This is a genomic window from Bittarella massiliensis (ex Durand et al. 2017), from assembly GCF_001486165.1.
Lineage (GTDB): Bacteria > Bacillota > Clostridia > Oscillospirales > Ruminococcaceae > Bittarella > Bittarella massiliensis.
In genome coordinates this window covers 1270522-1291299 of record NZ_LN908977.1, presented here as the reverse complement: position 1 = coordinate 1291299, position 20778 = coordinate 1270522, and the positions used below count along the sequence as shown (strand labels likewise).

The 20778-nt window shown below is 64.4% G+C and carries 18 protein-coding genes, 6 tRNA genes, 2 rRNA genes and 1 pseudogene; 23 read left to right on the top strand and 4 right to left on the bottom strand.

The window, feature by feature from the left end:
• The 17 genes from BN3266_RS13020 to BN3266_RS14480 all read left to right on the top strand — a co-directional run.
• Positions 1-100, top strand: a 23S ribosomal RNA gene (locus tag BN3266_RS13020); the annotation flags it as partial.
• 107 nt (positions 101-207) lie between these two features.
• Positions 208-283 (top strand) — tRNA-Lys (locus tag BN3266_RS13015).
• 128 nt (positions 284-411) lie between these two features.
• A tRNA-Glu gene (locus BN3266_RS13010) sits at positions 412-486 on the top strand.
• A gap of 122 nt (positions 487-608) precedes the next feature.
• Positions 609-725: ribosomal RNA gene (gene rrf / locus BN3266_RS13005) — 5S ribosomal RNA — on the top strand.
• A 7-nt stretch (positions 726-732) separates the two neighbouring features.
• Positions 733-808: transfer RNA gene (locus BN3266_RS13000), tRNA-Asn, on the top strand.
• A 3-nt stretch (positions 809-811) separates the two neighbouring features.
• A tRNA-Ile gene (locus BN3266_RS12995) sits at positions 812-888 on the top strand.
• A gap of 12 nt (positions 889-900) precedes the next feature.
• Positions 901-976 (top strand) — tRNA-Trp (locus BN3266_RS12990).
• A gap of 5 nt (positions 977-981) precedes the next feature.
• Positions 982-1057: transfer RNA gene (locus BN3266_RS12985), tRNA-Thr, on the top strand.
• 244 nt (positions 1058-1301) lie between these two features.
• Positions 1302-2234, top strand: coding sequence for an endolytic transglycosylase MltG (gene mltG / locus BN3266_RS12980; RefSeq protein ID WP_059005547.1), 933 nt, complete (start codon positions 1302-1304; stop codon positions 2232-2234).
• Positions 2235-2930: 696 nt separating this feature from the next.
• Positions 2931-3518: a DUF5662 family protein gene (locus BN3266_RS12975; protein WP_059005546.1), complete on the top strand. Its 588-nt coding sequence runs from the start codon at positions 2931-2933 to the stop codon at positions 3516-3518.
• A gap of 86 nt (positions 3519-3604) precedes the next feature.
• Complete coding sequence (locus BN3266_RS12970; protein WP_059005545.1) at positions 3605-5521, top strand: O-antigen ligase family protein; 1917 nt, start codon at positions 3605-3607, stop codon at positions 5519-5521.
• A 129-nt stretch (positions 5522-5650) separates the two neighbouring features.
• Positions 5651-6400, top strand: coding sequence for a MurR/RpiR family transcriptional regulator (locus tag BN3266_RS12965; protein WP_059005544.1), 750 nt, complete (start codon positions 5651-5653; stop codon positions 6398-6400).
• A 117-nt stretch (positions 6401-6517) separates the two neighbouring features.
• On the top strand, positions 6518-7465 hold the full coding sequence (locus BN3266_RS12960) for a carbohydrate kinase family protein (RefSeq protein WP_059005543.1): 948 nt from the start codon (positions 6518-6520) through the stop codon (positions 7463-7465).
• Positions 7449-8570, top strand: a complete 1122-nt coding sequence (locus tag BN3266_RS12955; protein WP_154669093.1) for an SIS domain-containing protein — start codon at positions 7449-7451, stop codon at positions 8568-8570. Before BN3266_RS12960 ends, BN3266_RS12955 begins: the two co-directional genes overlap by 17 nt.
• The gene (locus tag BN3266_RS12950; protein WP_059005541.1) at positions 8567-9358 is read left to right on the top strand and encodes a BtpA/SgcQ family protein; all 792 of its coding nucleotides are present in this window, start codon (positions 8567-8569) and stop codon (positions 9356-9358) included. The genes BN3266_RS12955 and BN3266_RS12950 overlap by 4 nt, the downstream gene beginning before the upstream one ends.
• Positions 9359-9400: 42 nt before the next feature.
• On the top strand, positions 9401-10477 hold the full coding sequence (locus BN3266_RS12945; protein ID WP_059005540.1) for a BMP family ABC transporter substrate-binding protein: 1077 nt from the start codon (positions 9401-9403) through the stop codon (positions 10475-10477).
• A 181-nt stretch (positions 10478-10658) separates the two neighbouring features.
• Positions 10659-10925 (top strand): SDR family NAD(P)-dependent oxidoreductase, encoded by a 267-nt coding sequence (locus BN3266_RS14480; protein WP_075109761.1) that lies wholly within the window; start codon positions 10659-10661, stop codon positions 10923-10925.
• Here the strand turns inward: BN3266_RS14480 and BN3266_RS12940 are convergent.
• Positions 10835-11119, bottom strand: a pseudogene (locus BN3266_RS12940) (methylaspartate ammonia-lyase); the annotation flags it as partial. The gene BN3266_RS14480 and the pseudogene BN3266_RS12940 sit on opposite strands and share 91 nt — an antisense overlap.
• Positions 11120-11232: 113 nt before the next feature.
• Here BN3266_RS12940 and BN3266_RS12935 point away from each other — a divergent pair.
• The 3 genes from BN3266_RS12935 to BN3266_RS12925 all read left to right on the top strand — a co-directional run bounded on the left by BN3266_RS12935 (position 11233) and on the right by BN3266_RS12925 (position 13237).
• Entirely contained in the window at positions 11233-11811 is a 579-nt protein-coding gene (locus BN3266_RS12935; RefSeq protein WP_059005538.1) for an SDR family oxidoreductase, read from the top strand.
• Positions 11812-12083: 272 nt separating this feature from the next.
• Positions 12084-12641 carry a nucleoside 2-deoxyribosyltransferase gene (locus tag BN3266_RS12930; protein WP_059005537.1) on the top strand — a complete coding sequence of 186 codons (558 nt, stop codon included), beginning with the start codon at positions 12084-12086 and terminating at the stop codon, positions 12639-12641.
• The gene (locus BN3266_RS12925; protein WP_059005536.1) at positions 12632-13237 is read left to right on the top strand and encodes a nucleoside 2-deoxyribosyltransferase; all 606 of its coding nucleotides are present in this window, start codon (positions 12632-12634) and stop codon (positions 13235-13237) included. The genes BN3266_RS12930 and BN3266_RS12925 overlap by 10 nt, the downstream gene beginning before the upstream one ends.
• 196 nt (positions 13238-13433) lie before the next feature.
• On the opposite strand, the gene mnmA is transcribed toward BN3266_RS12925, so the two are convergent.
• The 3 genes from mnmA to nifS all read right to left on the bottom strand — a co-directional run bounded on the left by mnmA (position 13434) and on the right by nifS (position 16203).
• Positions 13434-14513 (bottom strand): tRNA 2-thiouridine(34) synthase MnmA, encoded by a 1080-nt coding sequence (gene mnmA / locus BN3266_RS12920; protein WP_059005535.1) that lies wholly within the window; start codon positions 14511-14513, stop codon positions 13434-13436.
• Positions 14506-14931, bottom strand: coding sequence for a Fe-S cluster assembly scaffold protein NifU (gene nifU / locus BN3266_RS12915; protein ID WP_021660233.1), 426 nt, complete (start codon positions 14929-14931; stop codon positions 14506-14508). Before nifU ends, mnmA begins: the two co-directional genes overlap by 8 nt.
• 84 nt (positions 14932-15015) lie before the next feature.
• Positions 15016-16203 (bottom strand): cysteine desulfurase NifS, encoded by a 1188-nt coding sequence (gene nifS / locus BN3266_RS12910; RefSeq protein ID WP_059005534.1) that lies wholly within the window; start codon positions 16201-16203, stop codon positions 15016-15018.
• Between the two features lie 255 nt (positions 16204-16458).
• Here nifS and BN3266_RS12905 point away from each other — a divergent pair, with 255 nt between their 5' ends.
• The 3 genes from BN3266_RS12905 to rplI are packed head-to-tail and all read left to right on the top strand — an operon-like array spanning position 16459 to position 20735.
• The gene (locus tag BN3266_RS12905; RefSeq protein WP_082671844.1) at positions 16459-18204 is read left to right on the top strand and encodes a ribonuclease J; all 1746 of its coding nucleotides are present in this window, start codon (positions 16459-16461) and stop codon (positions 18202-18204) included.
• 52 nt (positions 18205-18256) lie between these two features.
• Entirely contained in the window at positions 18257-20233 is a 1977-nt protein-coding gene (locus BN3266_RS12900) for a DHH family phosphoesterase (RefSeq protein ID WP_021659426.1), read from the top strand.
• Between the two features lie 55 nt (positions 20234-20288).
• Positions 20289-20735 (top strand): 50S ribosomal protein L9, encoded by a 447-nt coding sequence (gene rplI, locus BN3266_RS12895; protein ID WP_021659427.1) that lies wholly within the window; start codon positions 20289-20291, stop codon positions 20733-20735.
• Positions 20736-20778: the final 43 nt, after the last annotated feature.

Below are 20778 nucleotides of genomic sequence, written 5' to 3'. Positions count from 1 at the left end.
CAGGTAAGACCCCTTGAAGACTACGAGGTAGATAGGCTGCAGGTGTACGCACGGTGACGTGTTGAGCTGGGCAGTACTAATCGGTCGAGGGCTTGACCTTGTGAAGCGGTTCTCATTCAGTCTATTCTTCTTTATTCAGTTTTCAAGCTGTATTTTGGCAGAAGGAGCCGGGCGGAAGTCCGGCGGGCTGCGAAGCAGTTTGTTTAGGCACCATTAGCTCAGTTGGTAGAGCAACTGACTCTTAATCAGTGGGTCCCGGGTTCGAGTCCCTGATGGTGCACCAAAAGGCCGTGCAAACGGCGGCGATTGTAGAGTGAGTTGACGGGGACATTTTTCGTATTTTGTGAAGCAAAATCAAAGTCCTTGGGACTTTGAGGAAAATGTCAGAATCAATTGCTCTGCAATTGATTTGGCCCGTTGGTCAAGCGGTTAAGACACCGGCCTCTCACGCCGGTAACGGGGGTTCGATTCCCCCACGGGTCACCAGGAATAATGACGGCGAAAGTCGTTCATTATATAAAGACAGATGCCGTGCTTTGCGAAAGCAAAGGCAAAGTCCGGTGGACTTTGAGGCAGATGTCAAGGCCACTTGCAGAGCAATTGGCGAAGTCGGTGTTGATGGCGCGTAGGATCCACCCGTTCCCATCCCGAACACGGAAGTTAAGCTACGCAGCGCTGAAGATACTTGGCGGGAAGCTGCCTGGAAAAATAGGGCGATGCCGACACAAATATTCCTCCTTAGCTCAGTTGGTAGAGCATGCGGCTGTTAACCGCAGGGTCGCCCGTTCGAGCCGGGCAGGGGGAGCCAGAAGGGCCTTTAGCTCAGTTGGTTAGAGCAGCCGGCTCATAACCGGTCGGTCCGGGGTTCGAGTCCCTGAAGGCCCACCAATATGACCATTTAGGGGTATAGCTCAGTTGGTAGAGCAGTGGTCTCCAAAACCACGTGCCGAGGGTTCAAATCCTTCTGCCCCTGCCACGTATGCTGCTATGGCTCAGTCGGCAGAGCGCGTCCTTGGTAAGGACGAGGTCGGCGGTTCGAATCCGCCTAGCAGCTCCAAAGAAAACACCCACAAACCGCATTGTTGAGCGATTTGTGGGTGTTTTCTTGTTGCGTGTAAAAATACAAAAGGGATGGAAAATAGTACAGAGTAGAGTGAAATAGAATGTGAATGCCATCACGAAGCCATCAAAAAAACAAGGTCAAGGGCGCTCCTCGCCTCCATGGACGACCCCTCTGCGGCTTTTCATTTGTCGGAGAATGTATTATAATAAGCAAAATAGTCGAAAAAGGGGAAGTGACGATGAAACACGCGTACTGGAAGGCCCTCCTGGCAGCCCTGGTCTGCCTCACCCTCTTGGCGGGCTGCAAAAAGGCAGAGGCAGCGGCACCCACTGCCGGCGCCACCTTTGTGGAGAGCGCCGCTCTCTTCTCCGACGAAGAGGAGGGGACCCTCTCCCCCAAGGCCATTGCCGCCCAGGAGGAGAAGGAGGCTGCTGAGAAGGCCGCCCAGGAGACCGGCGGTTCCGGCGAAGAGGGAGAGGAGGGCTCTGGCGAGGGCAGCCAGCCCCGCCAGACGGTGCGGGTCACCGTGCCCGAGGGCAGTACCTTTATGCAGATCGCCAATACCCTCGAGAAAAAAGGGGTCTGCACAGCGGCGGATTTTTACAACACCGCCCAAAGCTACACCGTCAAGTCCTTCACTGTCCCCTCCACCTCCGACCGCGCCTTTAAGATGGAGGGTTACCTCTTCCCCGACACCTACGAGTTCTACCAGGGGGAGGACGCCGAGTCGGTTTTGCGCAAGATGCTCAACAACTACGCCGCCAAATCGGGGATGCCCTCTGAAAAGACCCTGATTTTGGCCTCCATCATCGAGCGGGAGACCCGCAGCACCGAGCAGATGAAGATGGTCTCCTCGGTCTTTCACAACCGGCTGGCCGCCGGGATGCGGCTGGACTCCGACCCCACCCGGGAGTATGTCAACAACTACATCACCGGCAACTCCCTGGTGGCAAATCAGAGCAAGTTCGCCCCCCTCTACAACACCTATAAGTGCAAGGGACTGCCCGCCGGCCCCATCTGCAACCCCGGCGCCCGGGCCATTGCCGCCGCCCAGAACCCCAGCTCCAGCGAGTACCTCTATTTCTTCTTCGGGAACGACAACCAAAACCACTACTCCAAAACACTGGAGGAGCACGAGGCCCAGATGGAGCAGTACGGGGTGCAAAAATAGCGGCTGTTTTCCAGTTCCCTGCCTGGTTTGATGAAAGAACGGCAGGGGGAAGGGGGGATTTGGGGCCTCCCGGTTGGAGGCTGCCCTGCGCTGGGATCGCCAAAAAGGGGACGCACAGAAGGGCGGTGTCTTTCCCACTCGCTCTTTGCTATTGCTGAAGGGGCCTGTACAGGCCCCTTCGGTGCGCGTTCGGCAGCCTGTCTTTTCCTGCAGGGAGGGGAGGCCTCCATCGGCTGGATTCCCAAAAGGGCGAGTTGCCGCCTCCCCCCCAGGCGCTTTCCCCAAATCTGTTCTCGTTGCAGGCGAGAGGGCCTTTGCACAGGCCTCTGTCGACCTGGTGGAAGCGCCGTAAGACCATACAGAAAGGGCGGGGCTTTTGCCGGTTTGTACCCCGCTGCAATTCATCCGTGAACGCAGTCTCCCACCGGGTTGGCCCTTCCACAGAGGCTCTTTTCTTCAGGCACTATTGGGGCCGCCTCCTAAGCCGGACCGCGCCCTCAAATGAGAAGAGGATGCGCGTTTCATTTTGCGTTGAAAATGCGCGGGGCGTGCGGCCTCCGCAGCCGCCCTTCGGAGAAGGGACCTTTGGGGCGATTTTTCAGTTGTCAAATCCCGGCCAATCCGATATGATGGGGAAAGGCGGAAAAGGGGGAGGCCCCTGCCGCCCGATTTTACAGCGCGAAAGGGGTGAGGGCCGTGAAGTGGCTCTCCCATTTAAAGACGGTCAACCACCACAAAAAACTGGTGCGCCAGTATTGCTTCAAGGTGGGGCTCTACCGGCAGGGCCTGCTGCACGACCTCTCCAAATACAGCCCCGCCGAGTTTTGGGTGGGGGCCCGCTACTTTCAGGGCAACCGCAGCCCCAACGACGCCGAGCGGCAGGACCGGGGGTACAGTTCGGCCTGGCTGCACCACAAGGGCCGCAACAAGCACCATCTGGAATACTGGATCGACTACTCCCCCGAGGGCGACCACGCCTTGGCGGGGATGAAGATGCCGGTGCGGTATGTGGTGGAGATGTTCTGCGACCGCATCGCCGCCAGCCGCACCTACCGCAAAGAGGCCTATGCGGACCGAGACCCCTGGGACTACTACCAGCGCTCCAAGCCCCACTACATCCTCCACCCCGAGACCCGGGCCCTGCTGGAAGACCTGCTTTGCCGGCTGAAGGACGAGGGGGAGGAAGCGGTCTTTTCCTATATCCGGCAGGAGGTGCTGCCCGCCGCCCGGCAGCGGGACGGGGGGCGGGGGAGCGGGACCGGCAAAAAGAAGGGCGAAATTTGACAACAAAATGGCCCAGGCCGTATAATGGGAGTACTTTGAAGAGAAGAGAAATGCCCCCTTTGTGCAGGGGGACGGGAAGTGATGAGTTGAGCGCTCCGCTCAAAAAAGCATATCATCTCTTTGACAAGACGCTGGGCAATGCCGGCGTTTTTCGCGTGGCCTTTTTGGCCGCCACCATCTTCTACTATGTCAACTTCTACGACCGCATCTTCAACCCCGTCAACCTGGTCTTGGGGATCTGGGCAATCTGCGTCTTTGTCAACGTGGTGTTCATCAAGCGCCTCTACTTTCAGATGCGCCACTGGTTCACCTTTGGGCTGTTCATGCTGGCCTCGCTGCTCTCGGTGCTCCTCAACTGGCGGGACAACCTGCTCTTCAACTTCTTCACCCTGGGGTACTCCGCCCTCTACTTTGTGGTCTTTTTCGGCTGCACCAGCCTGATGGACTATCACAAGGCCCAGCGGGAACTGCGCATCCTCCTAAAAATCATCGTGCTGCTGGTGACCGCCATCACCCTGGCGGGGGCCCTCTTTGTCACCTACCGGCTCAGCATCACCATCGACGGCTACCACTTCGGCTTTTTTGAGGGGCGCTTTTACGGCATCTTCACCAACCCCAACTACGCCGGCTTCCTCAACGCCCTGAGCATTGTCTGCGCCCAGATGCTCCTGACCATCGACCACCGCCGCAAACAGAAGATGCGGAAGGTGGCCAAGGCCTTCCTCTGGCTCTCCATCCCCGTCAACCTGGTCTCCCTCTGGTTCACCGACAGCAACGCCGCCCTGGTGCTGCTGGGGGGCTATGGGGTGATGCTGGCCTGCGGGCTGCGCATCAGCTACCTCAAGGAGATCAACTGGAAGACCGTGGGCCGCCAGTCTGTCTTTTTCCTGCTGGCCGCCGTACTCATCTGCGGGGGCATCTTCTTCACCCGCACCGCGGTGCAGGACGGGACGGCCGACGCCATCATGTACACCGTGACCGAGAACGAGGAGCTGCTCAACGAGGTCAGCGTGCAGGACACCGACGACTGGGTGGTGGCGCTGGGCGGCAGCGAGCGGCCCCTGGGCAGCGGGCGGGACGTGCTTGTCAAGCAGGGGCTGGAGATCTTTACCCACAAGCCCCTCTTCGGGGTGGGTCCGGCCAACATCGAGACGGCGGGGGACCGCTACCTGGAGGACGGGCTGCGCTTCCCCGACCTGCACAACGCCTACCTGACCATCCTGGTGGGCACCGGGGTGGTGGGCTTTGCCTGCTGCTGCACCTTTTTTGTCAGCTACCTTTGGTCCATCCTCAACGGGGTGTTCAACCGCAAATACCGCAAGTTTGACCGGGGGGTGCTGCCCTACGTCATGGCCTTTATCCTCAGTTACGGCATCTACGCCTTTGCCGAAAAGGCCCTGGTCTTTCACATCGACTTCACCACCGCCATCTTCTGGATGTTCATGGGCTATGCGGGCAACATGCTCATCCACCTGGAGAAGAAGTACTCCGCCTTTGTCAAGCGGGGGAAACCGACGGTGGCCATCTCTGGCGTCTCCCGGGAGCGGGCGCAGGACCTGCTGGAGAAAAGCCCCATCTTCGCCGGGGCGGGGGTCAAGGTGGCCTTTTTGCTCCAGCGCCCCGCCCGCGGGGAAAAGCCCGCCCAGAGCGGAGAGCGGGAGTACCGCTTCACCTATGTTCTCCCCTATCAGCACAGTTGGCGCGATCGGGTCTACCGGGCCCTCTCCCTCCTCTTCCCGCGGCTGGCCCTGCGCCACTACATCCCCGACTACGACTGGAACCTGGTGCTGGACAAGCTCTACTACACTGGCGAAAATCCCGCTTTGCAGAGCCTGTTTCTCTACAACCGCCGCCACAACGACGACTTTGAGATGGTCCACCTCTCCGGCTTTGAGCCGCCCCACCAGATGCCGGCCCCCGGCCGCCCCACCCGCGCCCTGGCGCGGATCACCGGGGTGCCCCTCTACACCGACCACTCGGTCCCCCCCTCGCAGGAACTCTAGCTGTTTGCGCCCCGGCCCACCGGCCCGGGGCGCTTTTTTTGTCCCCGCATTCGCGCCGGTGCGATTTGTTTTTTGCCGGGAATTCAGATACAATAGAAAAAGCAACGACCCAAAAGGGAGGGATGAAGGGTGACCTTTGCCGAGCGGCTGATCGCCTATGAGGACAGTTTGAACGACACCGACGACGCCATCGCCGACTACCTGCGGCAGCACCGGGGGGAGCTGGAGCGACTCTCCATCCAAAAGCTGGCCGCGGCCCTCTACACCGTCCCCAACACCCTGGTCCGCTTTGCCAAAAAGCTGCACTACACCGGCTTTGCCGAACTCAAGGTGGCCCTGCGGGCGGAGTACGACGCCCCGGCCGGCAGGGTGGAGGTGCCCATCAACATCCAAAAGACGCTGGAGATGCTCGACGAGGGCCAGATGGCCGCGGTGGCGCGGCGGCTGAAGCGGGCGCGGCGGGTCTATTTTTACGGCATCGGCAACACCAACCCCTTCTGCGAGACCATGGCCCACTACCTCAAGTGCACCGGGAAGACGGCCGAGTCCTTTGACTACCGGCACGACATGTATTACAGCGCCGACCACGCCGAGCCGGGGGACCTGGTCTTTGTCATCAGCGTGTCGGGGGAGACCGACCAGCTGATCAAGGCGGTGCAGATGGCCAAGGCGCGGGGGGCCTACTGCGTGAGCCTGACCTCCCTCTGCCGCAACACCCTGGCGCAGATGGCGGACTGCCGCCTCTACTGCTACACCCAGAAGATGGAGATCGAGGGCTACGAGGTGTCCGACCGGGTGCCGGTGATGCTGGTTTTGCGCAAGCTGGCGGAGCAGTACTGGGCCCTGTTCGACCCGCCCATCGGCCCGCCGGTGAAATAATACACATCCGGCGCAAAAATAGAAAATGTTTTGTATATAAATGAGAGGATCGAATGGCCTCTCTTTTTTTTGTGCTATCCTAAGGCTGTCAAACAGAGACCGACAAGGAGGGATCGAATGAACTGTGAACTGGTGGTTGCGGGCAACCTGTCGCTGGACGACGTCTCCCTGCCCGACGGCAGCCGGCAGAAAAACGTCATTGGGGGCGACGCCCTCTACGGGGCGCTGGGGGCCCGCCTCTGGTGCCCCGGGGTGGGGATGCTCTCCCGCCGGGCCGGCGACTTCTCCCCCGAGAGCTTGCAGCGGTGCCGGGAGGCGGGCATCGACCTGGCGGGCGTCCCCCTCTGTCCGGGGGCCAGCCTGCACAGCCTGGCCGTCTACCAGGCCGACGGCGGGCGGCAGTTCACCGAGCTGTCACCCCCGGGCACCCGGGAGGCCATGTCGCCCCGAGCGGAGGACATCCCTCCCACCTACCGGCGCTGCCGGGCGGCCTTCCTCTCGGCCCTGCCCATCGACAACCAGCGGGAGCTGGCCGAGGCATTCCACCGCGCGGGGGCCCTGGTCCTCCTGGACCCCTACGAGGGGGACGCCAGCGGGCGGCGGGAGGCGGTGAGGGACGCCCTGCGCTGGGTGGACGTCTTTCTCCCCAGCGAGGAGGAGGCGGTGCGGCTGCTGGGCCCCCTGGAGGGGGAACGGGACTTTGAGGGGGCGGCGCGGACCTTTGCCTCCTGGGGGCCGGGCGCGGTGGTCATCAAGCGGGGGGCAGAGGGGTGCCTGCTCTACGAGCGGGCGGAGGACCGGTTTGTGCGGCTGCCCTGCCGCCCCACCCGCGCGGTGGACACCACCGGCGCGGGCGACACCTTCGGCGGGGGGCTGGCAGCGGGTCTCCTGCGCACCGGGAAGTTGGTGGAAGCCGCCTGCTGCGGGACGATCTCCGCCTCCTACGCGGTGGAGAGCTTTGGCCCCCAGGGGCTGTTCGAGGCCGAAGGGAGCGCCGCCGAGGGGCGATTGGAAGCCTACTTAAAAGAGAAGAGGAGTGGTGAAGACAGTGGCAACAGGAATTGACATCATGCGGGAGGAACTGGCGCTGACGCCGGAGGTCATCCGGAAGGGGGTGACCGACTTTGAGGCGGCCATCCGGGAGAAGGCCCATCTCCTTCCCGAGAGCGGGCTCAAAAAAATCTACGCGGTGGGGTGCGGGGACTCCCTCTTTGCCGCCCAGGCGGCCCGCTACACCTTTTTGGATCTGACCGGGGTGGACTGTGTGGCCTGCGAGGCGCTGGAGTTCTGCCGCTACGAGGCGGACCATCTGCCGGAGGGGTCGCTGGTGCTGGTCATCAGCTATTCGGGGACGGTGGCGCGGACGGTGGAGTCGGCCCTGATCGCCAAGAAGAGGGGGGCGGCGGTCATCGCCGTCACCGGCAATCCCGACAGCCCCCTGGCAAGGGCGGCGGAGGGGGCCCTGTGCTACCAGGTGGTCTCCCTGGGGTACGCCCCCGGCACCATCTCCTTTACGGCGGCCCTGCTGATGCTGCAGCTCTGTGCCCTGCAGATCGGGCTGCGCACCGGGCACCTGAGCGAGGAGGACGCCCAGCGGGAGCGGGCCTGGCTGCTGCGGGCCGCCGACACGGTGGAGGAGGCCCTGGCCGAAAACGAGCAGGGGGTGCGGGACATCTGCGCCGGCTGCGCCGACGCCGGGCAGTTCACCGTCTTGGGGGCCGGGCCCAACCAGTCGATGGCCCACTTCGGCGCCGCCAAACTGGTGGAGGGCAAGCGGATCGACGGCATCCCCCAGGATCTGGAGGAGTGGGCCCACCTCAAGTTCTTCGTCAGCGGGCCGGACACCTCCATCCTGATCTGCGCCCCCCAGGGCGGCGGGTACAGCCGGGCGGTGGAGCTCATCCGGGAGATGAATTTTATCGACGCCAACAGCATCCTCTTTACAGAGAGGGGGCCGGACAGGGCGGAGGCCAGCCACCGGATCACCTACGCCCCCGGCCTGCCCGAGCGGTACACCCCCCTGGTCATCAGCGCCCTGCTGGGCCTTTTCGGCTACCACATCTGCAAGGTGAGCGGGGTCGAGAGCTGCGATTTTGCCAGCGACGAGGCCAAGGAGGAGCACTACAACACGCTGCACAACAGCGCCTACCGGGAGGAACTGCAAAAATGAGCATTTTGAACCAGTTGAGAGAGGGTTGCTTCACCATTGGCGTCCTGCACGTCCCCCCCTTTCCCACCAGCGTGCTGGGGGGAGAGCGGAGCCTGGAGGAGATTGTCGAGCACTGCGTGAAAAACGCCCGGGTGCTGGAGGAGAGCGGCTTTTCCTCCGTCCTCCTGCAAAACGTGGGGGATGAGCCGGTGGGCCGCACCGCCTCGCCGGACACGGTGGCCAACATGGCCGTTCTGGCGCGGGAGGTCAAGAAGGCCCTCTCCATCCCCCTGGGGGTGACCCTGCTGGACCACGACGGGAAGGCCCCCCTCGCCATCGCCAAGGCCGCCGGCGCCGACTATGTGCGCATCAAGGTGTTTTGCGGCCTCATGGTGAAGATGACCGGCATGTTGGAGGGGCTCTACTACGACGCCGTCCGCTACCGGCGGGAAATCGGCGCCGGGGAGGTGGACATTCTCGCCGACGTCTTTGACAGGGAGGGATACCCCCTGGGGGACACCGATTTGGGGGAGATGGCCCGCTTTGCGGTGCAGAGCTGCAAGGCCGACGGGCTGATCCTCACCGGCAAGGACCAGCGGGGCACCGAGGAGATGCTGGAGACGGCCGGCCGGGCGACGGAGGCCCCCCTGCTCATCGGCGGCGGGGTGGACGCCCAAAACGCCGGGCAGCTCAAGGGGCGGGCGCAGGGCTTTATCATCGGCAGCTGTCTCAAAACTCCCGGCGGCCCCTACGCCGACTTGTCGCCCCGCGCCTGCAGAGAGGTGGCGGAGGCGTTCGCCAAACAGTGATGAGAGCCGGCGGCCAGCCGGTGCAGAGAGGAGAATGGTACCGTGAAGAAAAAGAAGATGCTGTCGATTTTGCTGGTGGCTGTGCTGGGCCTTTCGGCCTTTGCGACGGGCTGTGGAAAGGGGGACGCGGGGGAGGAGAAGAAACCGCTCAAGGCGGCCTACCTCTGCGACCGGCTGGGCGACAAGGCCTTCAACGACATCGCCTGGGAGGGGTTTCAGAAGGCGTCGCAGGACTTTGGGCTGGAAATCAAGGTGGTGGAGTACGGGACGGACAAATCCAAGTTTGACCCCTCGGTCATCGACGCGGCGGAGAACAACGACATCGTGGCCTTCTCGGGCAACGAGTTCATGGAGATCGTGGAGAAGCACTACCAGGAGTTCCCCGACACCAAGTTCATCGGCGTCGACATCCCCCCCGACTACCAGGTGGAGATGCCCAACGTCTTTGCCGTCTACTACGCCCAGAACGAGGGGGACTACCTGGCGGGCGTCCTGGCCCAGAAGATGAGCAAGACCGGCATCGTGGGCTTTTTGGGCGGCGCAGAGGTGATCGTCATCAACGACTTCCTGGTGGGCTTTGTCGAGGGCAGCAAGCGGGCCGACCCCAACGGCAGGATCGCCATCTCCTATGTGGGCGACTTTGTCAACGCCACCAAGGCCAAGGAGATGGGGCTGCTGATGATCCAGCAGAAGGCTGACATCCTGCACCAGGTGGCGGGGGCCGCCGGACTGGGGATGTTTGAGGCCTGCCAGGAGAAGGGGGCCCTGGGCATCGGCGTGGACGCGGACCAGCGGGCCTTCTTCCTGGACAGCAAGCCCGAGATCGCCGACGTCATCATCACCTCCATGCTCAAGCGAAACGACATCGCCATGTACAACATGCTCAAGGGCACGGTGGAGGGCACCCTCGCCTACGGCACCCTGGAGACCATGGGGGTCAAAGAGGGGGTCACCGCCCTGGTGGAGGACGACTACTACAAGGAGATGGTCCCCCAGGAGGTGCGGGATTACCTGGAGGAGATCAAGGGTGAGATCGTCGAGAAGAAAATCAAGGTGAGCAGCTATTTCGGCATGGAGCAGAGCGAGTTTGTAAAGATCCGCGACTCGGTGCGGCTGTAAAGGGCCGCCGGGGGCCATCGCCACTGCCCCTCTGTCCTTTCCGGGGCGAGGGGGCAGGCCCCCTGACCAGTTTGCGCGCCGGCCGGTGCAGCCCTTCGCTGTGCCGGCCGGCGCGCATTTGCCCAAAGGGGGCTGCTGTGCTATACTCACACTGAAGAAAAAAGGATGGAGGGGAAACGCGATGGGGAGAACGGCGCTCATCACCGGCGGCTCTCGGGGCATCGGCGCCGCCTGTGCCCGGGCTTTTGCCGCTGCCGGGTGGAAGGTGGCCATCAACTACTGCCACAGCCGCGGGGCGGCCGAGGCCCTGGCGGGGGAGCTGGCGGCCGCCGTGGCCAGCGGGCGGGACGTTGTGGGCCGCGCGAGGACGGGGATGAAGGCCTCCGGCAGAAAGGGGGGGGCCCTGCCGCCCGCGCCGCTGTACTGGAGCGCCGCGCAGTCGCCGTAGGCCACCTGCCCGTCCTCCAGCACCAGCATCACCGAGATGGCCTCGCCCGCCTGGCGGACTGCCGAGAACCCGGCGGTGGTGGTTTTGCCTAAATAGGCCGCGCCGTCCGACTCGGCCCCCAGCTTGATGGCCCGCTGGTCATCAAAGAAAAATCCGGTGCGCCCCTTGGCGCAGACCAAATCAACAATTTTCACAGTATATTCCTCCTGCTCTCAGCTGTCTGTCGCGTTTTTCTGCCCACTCTGCCCTATCTCCAGGGGCGGCCCACCAGCCGGCCTTTGGAGATGGCGTAGACGTCGNTGCGGCGGTGCTGGCGGTGGGGGCCGACGTCTCCGACCGCCGTGCGGTGGAGGAGATGTTTGCGCGGGTCGAGCGGGACCTGGGCCCGGTGGCGGCCCTGGTCAACAACGCCGCCGTCGCCCCCCGCCAGGGCCTCTTCACCGACCTGGACAGCGCGGGTTGGCGGCGACTCTGCGGGGTGGACCTGGACGGCGCAGTCTACTGCTGCCAGCGGGCCCTGCCGGGGATGATCCGCGCCGGGGGCGGCAGCATCGTCAACCTCTCCTCGGTCTGGGGGGTGCAGGGGGCCTCCTGCGAGGTGGCCTATTCCGCCCTCAAGGCGGGGGTCATCGGCCTGACCAAGGCCCTGGCCAAAGAGGTGGGGCCCAGCGGGGTGCGGGTCAACTGTGTGGCCCCCGGCGTCATCGACACCGAGATGAACGCCCACCTCGGCCCTGCCGACCGCCGGGAGCTGGCCGAGGCCACCCCTTTGGGCCGGTTGGGCCGGCCGGAGGAGGTGGCCCAGGCGGTCCTCTTTTTGGCGGGGGAGGGGGCCTCCTTCATCACCGGCCAGGTGCTGGAGGTGGGGGGCGGTTTCCCCGCCTGAAAAGAGGGTGAGAGCCCCTTCCCAACAGCGGGAAGGGGCTCTCTGTTTTTTGGTTTCCAGCCCAGTATAGCGAAGGGGAGGGAGGCTGTCAACGGCCCGGGGCGATCCTTGTAGAGGGGCATCAAAAGCCCCGTCTATCTTTGGGGGCTTTGCGCATTTACAGCCCGGCGATTTCTCCCTATACTGGTGGCGTACGCATTGGTCAATGCTGGTGGAGACACCTTCCATCGGCCTGTACTGGTGGTGTGCCAAATCGATCGAGGAGTGATGAAATGGCAAGCAAACAGACCATCTGCCTGTGCACCCCCCAGCGGTATGCGCCGGATTGGGAACAGCAGCGACAGAGATACCAAAGGGCCTGCGAGGCGCGGGGCTTTGCCCTGCTGGAGCCCGATTGCGCCGGACAGCGGGTGGAGGACGACTTCCACAGCTGGATGGAGGCCGTTCGGCGCTGCGACATCCTGGTGGGGGACATGAACAACTTCCGCGGCTGGGAGCCCGATTCGGGGGCCTGCTTTGTCCTGGGCGCGGGCTATGTCTGGGGGAAGAAGATCTACCTCTACCTAGATGACCTGCGCAGCTGCGCCGAGAAGTTCACCGAGGAGAAGTACCAGGACAAGCCGGGGGAGCAAATCGACATCACCGCCCCCGAAAACCAGAACAAGGGCACCGTCTCCAAGGGCTGGCGGGACAAGGAGGGGATCGTTCTGGAAAACGGCCCCCTGAACCTGATGATGTCCGCCCACGCGCCCATGGTGGAGGGCGGCTTTGAGGAGGCGCTGGAGCGGATCCAGCAGGACGAGGAAGGGGGCGCACACCGGTGTTTGTAGACAAAAATGGGGTGGTCCGCCGCCCGGTGGCCTATCTGGCCGGGCCGGACATGTTCTGGCCCAACGGAATGGAGATCGGCGCCGGGTATGTGGAGTTGAGCCACCGCTACGGCATCGACGGCATCTTCCCCCCCGACCCCGCCAGGGAGGACCAGTACCGGGAGTACACCCCGGTGGACAACTCGCAGGAGGAGCTGGAGAAGAAGATCTTCACCCACGACATGAACCAGATCTACCGCTCGGACATGATCATCGCCAATCTGAACGACTTCCGCCGCGGGCAGGAGCCCGACTCCGGCACCGCCTTTGAGTGCGGGGCTGCCTGGGCCCTGGGGATGCGCTGCTACGCCTTTATGGAGGACATCCGCCCCCTGGTGGAGCGCTTTTCCGGCGCCAAGTACCAAAATCTGGAGGGCCGCTGGGTGGACGGGCAGAGCTACCTCATCGAGGACAGGGGCCTGCCCTACAACCTCTTTCTGGGGGTGCCCTTCACCTTTGTGCAGGGGACGATGGAGGACGCCATGAAGCGCGCCCGGGCCGATTTTGACCGGGAGCTGGCGGCCGCCGGATACCCGCCCTACACCCCGGAGGGGTGAGGGGGAGGGGCTAAGCGCCCTTCCCGGACCGAGAAAAAAAGAGAGCTGTGTCCCGGCCGGTCGGCCCGGGGCACAGCTCTTTTTGGTCGCTCTCTTTAAAAAAGGGGGTTATTTTCCGCCGAAGAAGTAGCCCAGCAGCACCAGGGCCACGATCACCCCGACGGTCATCACCAGCACCTTCATGGCAGAGGGCTTTTCACGCGGTTGTCTGGGGTCCACCTGCAGCACCTCCGTTCTCCGGCCGGGGCCGGTCGATGATCCCGCCGCCGATCACCAGCCCGTCTCGGTAAAAGACCGCCGACTGGCCGGGGGCCGGCGCCCGCTGGGGCGCTGCAAAGCGGACGGTCAGCCCGCCGCCGGGCAGGGGGTGCAGGGTGGCGGGGCAGGGTTTGGCCACCGAGCGGATCTTCACCAGCACCTGCGCCCCTTCGGCGAGCTGTGCCGGGTCGGGGGCGCAGACCTCCCGCAGGCAAATTTCCCCGGCGTACTCCTCCCCCGCGTCGCAGAGGAGGACGTCCCCGCTGGCGGGGTCGATGGCGCGGACAAAGACCGGCCGCCCTAGGGCGATGCCCAGCCCCTTGCGCTGGCCCACCGTGTAGTGGGCGATGCCCCGGTGGGGCCCGGCGGGGCTGCCGTCGGGGGCGATGAACTGTCCCCGGCGGGAGGGGCCGCAGCGCCCCTCCACATAGGCGGGGTAGTCGCCGTCGGGGATGAAGCAGTTCTCCTGGCTGTCGGGCTTGTCGAAGGTGGGGAGCCCCGCCTCCCGGGCCAACTGGCGGACCTGGGGCTTCTCCATCCCCGCCAGGGGGAGCAGCAGCCGGGCCATGATCTCCTGGGGCAGCCGGTAGAGCATATAGCTCTGGTCCCGCTGGGCCGACTGGGCCTGGGTGAAGTAGTAGGTCTCCCCCCGGCGCACGATCCCCGCGTAGTGGCCGGTGGCCATCCAGTCGTAGCCGCCGCGGCGCATCTCCTCGTAGAGGGCGGCGAACTTGACGGTGGGGTTACAGCGGACACAGGGGTTGGGGGTCTCGCCGGAGAGGTAGCTCTGGCAGAAGTAGTCGATGACCTGGCGGGAAAAGCGCTCTCTCAGGTTGCAGACGGTCAGGGGTACCCCGAAGAAGTCGGCCGCCAGCCGGGCGTCTTCCACCGCCTGATGGTGGGCGGGGGACATGTCGAAGACCACCCCGCCCACCTCATAGCCCTGCTTTTGCAGCAGAGAGACGCAGGCGGAGGAGTCCACCCCCCCGCTCATGGCGACCAGGACCCGCTCAGCCATGGCAGGCTTCGCAGTCGCCGATCTCCCCCACGATGGGGGTCGGGTCGATGCCCTGCTTGCGGTAGTAGTCGCTCAGGGCGGCCTTCACCGCCTGCTCGGCCAGCACCGAACAGTGGATCTTGGCCGGGGGCAGCCCGTCCAGCGCCTCGATCACCGCCTTGTTGGAGAGTTTCAGGGCCTCGCTGATCTTCTTGCCCTTGATCATCTCGGTGGCGATCGAGCTGGTGGCGATGGCTGCGCCGCAGCCGAAGGTCTTGAACTTCACGTCGGTGATGGTATCCCCGTCGATTTTCAAGTACATCTTCATGATGTCGCCGCACTTGGCGTTGCCCACCTCGCCGACGGCGTCGGCGTCCTCGATCTCGCCCACGTTGCGGGGGTTGGAGAAGTGGTCCAGTACCTTTTCAGAATAGAGCATTTGTCATCCGCCTTTCCAGTTGTAAAAATGTGTGTTGAGAGGGGCGCGTTCGGGGGAAAGGTCCGCCCGCGCCCGGCCGGGCCGCTACTGCTCGGCCTTGACGATCTTCTCCCACAGGGGGGACATGGCGCGCAGCCGCGCCACCACGGTGGGGATGGTCTCGATGATGTAGTCGGCCTCCTCCTCGGTGATGTCCTCGGCCAGGGAGAGGCGCAGGGAGCCGTGGGCCACGTCGTGGGTCAGCCCCAGGGCCAGCAGCACGTGGCTGGGGTCGAGGGAGCCGGAGGTGCAGGCCGAGCCGGAGGAGGCCGCGATCCCGTTCAGGTCCAGCATCAGCAGCAGGGACTCGCCCTCCACCCCCTCGAAGGAGAGGTTGATGGTGCCGGGCAGCCGCTTCACCGGGTCGCCGTTGAGGCGGGTGTGGGGCAGCTCGAGGGCCGCGGCGATGATGCGGTCCCGCAGGGGGGTCAGGTGCTCCCGCTTGCGGGCGATGGCCGCCGGGTCGCAGGCCAGTTCGATGGCCCGGCCCAGTCCCACGATGGAGGCCACGTTCTCGGTCCCGGCGCGGTGGCCCCGCTCCTGGCCGCCGCCGTCGAGCAGGTTGGGGATGGCGATCCCCCGCCGCAGGTAGAGGGCGCCTACCCCCTTGGGGCCGTGGAACTTGTGGGCCGAGAGGGAGAGCATGTCGATGTTTTGGGCCTTCACGTCGATTTCCACGTTCCCCACCGCCTGCACCGCGTCGGTGTGGAACCAGATCCCCCGCTCCCTGCAGATGGCGCCGATCTCGGCGATGGGCTGGATGGTGCCGATTTCGTTGTTGGCGTACATCACCGAGACCAGGGCCGTCTCGGGGCGGATGGCGGCGGCCACGTCGGCCGGGTCTACCAGCCCCTCGGGGCTCACCGGCAGGTAGGTCACCTGGCAGCCCAGCCGCTCCAGCTTCTGGGCGGTGTGGAGGATGGCGTGGTGCTCAAACACGGTGGTGATCAGGTGGGTCTTCCCCTTTTTGGCCAGGGCCAACACGGCCGCCTTGAGGGCCCAGTTGTCCGCCTCTGAGCCGCAGCCGGTGAAGTAGATCTCCCCCGGCTCGCAGCCCAGGGCGTTCGCCGTCTGCACCCGGGCGTGCTCGATGGCCGCCAGGGCGGCCCGCCCCTTTTGGTAGATGCTGGAGGGGTTGCCGTACTCCTCCTTTAAAAAGGGGAGCATGGCCTCCAGCACCGGCTCGCTCACCGGGGTGGTGGCGGCGTTGTCCGCGTAGATATATCTGCTCATGGAACACACCTCATATCTCTGTAAAATGGGGGCCGGCTGCGCCGTCCGGCGCGGCTGGGGGACCCGTCGGCTCTAATATACACCAATTTAGTATGAATTGCAAGGGGGCCGCCCGCCTTTTTTCAAAGGGGGCCGCCGTCGGAGGGGGGAAGGGGCCACGGCCCAAAAGCGGGCCCTCATCAAAGGGTATTCCCCGCCGCGCCGATTGGCGACAGCCGGCCCGCCGCCCAGAGCGCCGCGCTGGCCCCGGCCGCCGTGCCCCAGGAGCAGCCCCAGGCCGAGGGGAAGAAAAAGACCCCCTTCGGCGGCCGCAAAAAATCGGCTTCCGGCAAAAAGGGCGGCGCCCTGCCGCTGCGCATCGTCCCCCTGGGGGGGCTGCACGAGGTGGGCAAAAACTGCACCGCCGTCGAGTACGGCGAGGACATCGTGGTCATCGACTGCGGCCTCACCTTCCCCGACAGCGACATGCCCGGGGTGGACATCGTCATCCCCGACTTCACCTATTTGATCGAAAACAAAAAGCGGATCCGCGGCGTGGTCCTCACCCACGGGCACGAGGACCACATCGGCGGCCTGCCCTACCTGTTAAAGGAGATCAGCGTCCCCCTCTACGGCACCCGGCTCACCCTGGGCCTGGTGGAGGGCAAGCTGGAGGAGCACCGCCTGCTGGAAAAGAGCAAGCTCAACGTGGTGGCCGCCGGCGACCGGGTGCAGCTGGGCAGGATGCAAGTCGAGTTCATCCGGGTCAACCACTCCATCCCCGGCGCGGTGGCGCTGGCCTTCCACACCCCCGCGGGGACGCTGGTGCACACCGGCGACTTCAAGATCGACTACGACCCCATCGACGGGGAGATGATCGACCTGGCCCGCTTTGCCGAACTGGGCAAGGAGGGGGTCACCGCGCTGCTGATGGACTCCACCAACGCCGAGCGCCCCGGCATGACCGCCTCTGAGCGCAGCGTGGGCCGCTCCTTTGAAAACCTCTTTGCCAAGGCGGGCAACCGGCGGATCATCATCGCCAGCTTCGCCTCCAACATCCACCGCATCCAGCAGATCATCGACACCGCCCACAAGTTCCGGCGCAAGGTCCTCGTCAGCGGCCGCAGCATGGAAAACGTCACCGCCCGCGCCATTGAGCTGGGCTACCTCAAGGTGCCCAAGGGCCAGCTCATCGAACTGGCCGAGGCCGGCGACTACCCGCCGGAGAAGCTGGTGGTCATCACCACCGGCAGCCAGGGCGAGCCCATGGCCGCCCTCTCGCGGATGGCAAACGGCACCCACCGGCAGCTGTCGGTCAACAGCCGCGACTTCATCATCATCTCGGCCCGGCCCATCCCCGGCAACGAAAAGCATGTGGGCAATGTGGTCAACGCCCTCTTCAAGCTGGGGGCCGAGGTCATCTACGAGAGCATGTACGAGGTGCACGTCTCCGGCCACGCCTGCCAGGGCGAGCTCAAGACCATCCTCGCCCTGACCAAGCCCCAGTACTTCATGCCGGTGCACGGCGAGTACCGCCACCTCATCAAAAACGCCGGTCTCGGCCGCTCTCTGGGCATCCCCGAAAAGAACATCGTCATCAGCGAAAATGGCCGGGTGGTCGAGTTCGGGCCCCGGGGCGTCAGGAAAGACGAGCTGGTCACCGCCGGCAAGGTCATGGTGGACGGCCTGGGCGTGGGCGACGTGGGCAGCATCGTCCTGCGCGACCGCAAGCGCCTGAGCGAGGACGGGCTGCTGACCATCGTCATCACCATCGACTCCGAGACCAGCGAAGTGGTCGCCGGCCCCGACATCGTCACCCGCGGCTTTGTCTATGTGCGCGAGAGCGAACAGCTCATCAAAGAGGCCCGGGCGGTGGTGGCCAAAACCCTCGACAAGTGTCTGGAGAGGGAGGTCAACGACTGGGCCGACCTCAAGCTGAACATCCGCGAGGCCCTGTCCATGTTCCTCTTTCAAAAGACCAAGCGCAGCCCCATGATCCTCCCCATCATCATGGAGGTCTGAGGCAACGATCTGGCCGCCCCCGGCGGGGCGGCGCCATTGGGAAGGTGAAGGCGTGAAAAAAAGCTACAAGGGATTTTACCCCCTCCTCTATGTGATCGCCGGCTGCTGTGTGCTGCTGACGGCGCTGGCCTGGTTTGTCCACCCGCTGCTCTGCGCGGCCATGGGTGTGGTCTCTGCCGGGGTGGTGGCCGTCACCTGGTGGATGATCGCCGGGCTGCGCCGCCGGGCCTTTCAGGTCATCGACGTGGTGGCCTCCGACATCACCTTCGAGCGGGGGGCGGCCATCCAATCCTTCCCCCTGCCCACGGCGGTCACCGCGGCGGACGGGGAGATCCTCTGGCACAACGGCCTCTTTGCCGCCATCTTCGGCAAGGGGGAGGGGGACTGTTTCAGCGACGGCCTCTCCCGGCTCATCTCCGGCTTCAACCTGGCCAAGGCCAAGCAGCCCACCGGCTGCCCGGTGCGCATCGGCGACCGGTTCTTCTCGGCCTTTGCCGCCGTCTCCCTGCGGGAGGGGCGGGAGACCTCGGTGGTCTACCTCTGCGAGACCACCAAGCTCAAGCGCGACTCCATCGAGTACCTGCAATCCCGCCCCTGCATCTTCAGCATCCTGGTGGACAACTACGACGACATCCTCCAGTCCTACAAGGAGAGCGAGAAGGCCCGGGTCACCGGCGAGGTGGAGCGGAGCTTGGAGGAGTTTGTGGGCCGGCAAAACGGCATCCTCATCAAGATGAACAACCGCCGCTTCTTCGCCGTGGTGGAGTACCGCTACATGCACAAGATCATTGAGGAGCGCTTCCCCATCCTCGACGACGTGCGCAAGATCACGGTGGACGGCAAGGTGCCCATCACCGTCTCCATCGGGGTGGGGATGCAGCCGGACAATCTCACCGGCAACCTGGAGACCTCCCGCCACGCCCTGGACATGGCCCTGGGCCGGGGAGGCGACCAGGTGGCGGTCAAGACCGTCAACGGCTACGACTTCTACGGCGGGGTCTCCAAGGGGGTGGAGAAGCGCACCAAGGTGCGGGCGCGGATCATCGCCTCCGCCCTGCTGGAACTCTGCAAGATCCACCGGCAGGTCATCATCATGGGCCACCGCTTCTCCGACATGGACAGCGTGGGCTCCTCCGCCGGGCTCTGCCGGGGGCTGCGGCTGCTGGGGATCGACGCCTTTGTGGCCGTCGACCGGCAGACCACCCTCTCGGCCCCCCTCATCGAACAGATCGGCGCCGCCGGGTTTGAGTCCCTCTTTGTGGACGCCGCCGCGGCCCGCGACCTGGTGGACGACGAGACCCTGGTGGTGGTGATGGACACCCACGCCAAGCCGATGGTCGAGGTGCCCGAACTGCTGGAGCGGTGCAAGTCGGTGGTGGTGATCGACCACCACCGCAAGCGGGTGGACTACATCGAAAACGCCGTCATCTTCTACCACGAGCCCTACTCCTCCTCCGCCTCCGAAATGGTGGCCGAGCTGCTGCAGTACCTGGGCGACGGGGAGAAGGAGGTGGAGGCCGTCTTCGCCGAGGCCCTGCTGGCCGGGCTGGTTTTGGACACCAAGAACTTCGCCGTCAAGACCGGGGTCAAGACCTTTGAGGCGGCGGGCTACCTGCGCTCCCTGGGGGCCGACACGGTGGAGGTCAAGCGGCTCTTCTCCTCCACCATGGAGGACTTTCAAAACCGCACCGCCATCGTCACCGGGGCCCACGTCTACAAGAGCTGCGCCATCGCCAAATCCCCCGACGACATCCCCGACATCCGGGTGGTGTCGGCCCAGGCGGCGGACGAGCTGCTGGAGATCTCCGACGTGCGGGCCTCCTTCGTCCTCTTCTCCCAGGGCAGCCAGGTGAACATCTCGGCGCGCTCCCTGGGGCAGCTCAACGTCCAGTTGATTTTGGAGAGTTTGGGCGGCGGCGGCCACCACACCATGGCCGGCGCCCAGCTGCGGGAGACCAGCCTGGACACCGCGGTGAAGATGCTGGAAAAATCCATCGACCTCTACTACGAGCAAAACCACATTCAATAGATACCATCAGATGAAAAGGCCCCCGCGAGCGGGGGAGAGAAGGGAGAGAACTGCCATGCAGGTCATTTTGAAACAGGACGTGAAGGGAACGGGCAAAAAGGGAGAGTTACATAAGGTTTCCGACGGGTACGCCCGCAACTTTTTGCTCCCCAAAGGGCTGGCCATCGAGGCCGACGCCCAGGCTATCAACGACCTGAAAAACAAGCAGGCCGCCGCCGAGCACCACACCCAGGAGGACATCGCCCGCTGCAAGGAGGAGGCCGCCAAGATAGACGGCAAGACCGTCACCGTCAAGGCCAAGGCAGGCAAAGAGGGCAAGCTCTTCGGCTCGGTCACCGGCAAGGAGATCGCCCAGGCCGTGCAGGACGCCTACGGCGTGGCGGTGGACAAGCGCAAGATCAAGCTGGACACGGCCATCAAGGCCTTTGGCAGCTACAGCGCCCAGGTGAAATTCGCCCACTCCATCGAGGCGGAGATCAAGGTTTCGGTAGTCGAGCTGTAACAGCGCCGCAGGGGGACGACGGCGGGCCGGGAAAACCGGCCCG

Excerpts from the sequence above, each read along its gene's own strand:
- mltG (WP_059005547.1), top strand. The coding sequence starts at position 1,302 with ATGAAACACGCGTACTGGAAGGCCCTCCTGGCAGCCCTGGTCTGCCTC.
- BN3266_RS12960 (WP_059005543.1), top strand. The coding sequence starts at position 6,518 with ATGAACTGTGAACTGGTGGTTGCGGGCAACCTGTCGCTGGACGACGTC.
- BN3266_RS12950 (WP_059005541.1), top strand. The coding sequence starts at position 8,567 with ATGAGCATTTTGAACCAGTTGAGAGAGGGTTGCTTCACCATTGGCGTC.
- BN3266_RS14480 (WP_075109761.1), top strand. The coding sequence starts at position 10,659 with ATGGGGAGAACGGCGCTCATCACCGGCGGCTCTCGGGGCATCGGCGCC.
- BN3266_RS12930 (WP_059005537.1), top strand. The coding sequence starts at position 12,084 with ATGGCAAGCAAACAGACCATCTGCCTGTGCACCCCCCAGCGGTATGCG.
- mnmA (WP_059005535.1), bottom strand. The coding sequence starts at position 14,513 with ATGGCTGAGCGGGTCCTGGTCGCCATGAGCGGGGGGGTGGACTCCTCC.
- nifU (WP_021660233.1), bottom strand. The coding sequence starts at position 14,931 with ATGCTCTATTCTGAAAAGGTACTGGACCACTTCTCCAACCCCCGCAAC.
- nifS (WP_059005534.1), bottom strand. The coding sequence starts at position 16,203 with ATGAGCAGATATATCTACGCGGACAACGCCGCCACCACCCCGGTGAGC.
- rplI (WP_021659427.1), top strand. The coding sequence starts at position 20,289 with ATGCAGGTCATTTTGAAACAGGACGTGAAGGGAACGGGCAAAAAGGGA.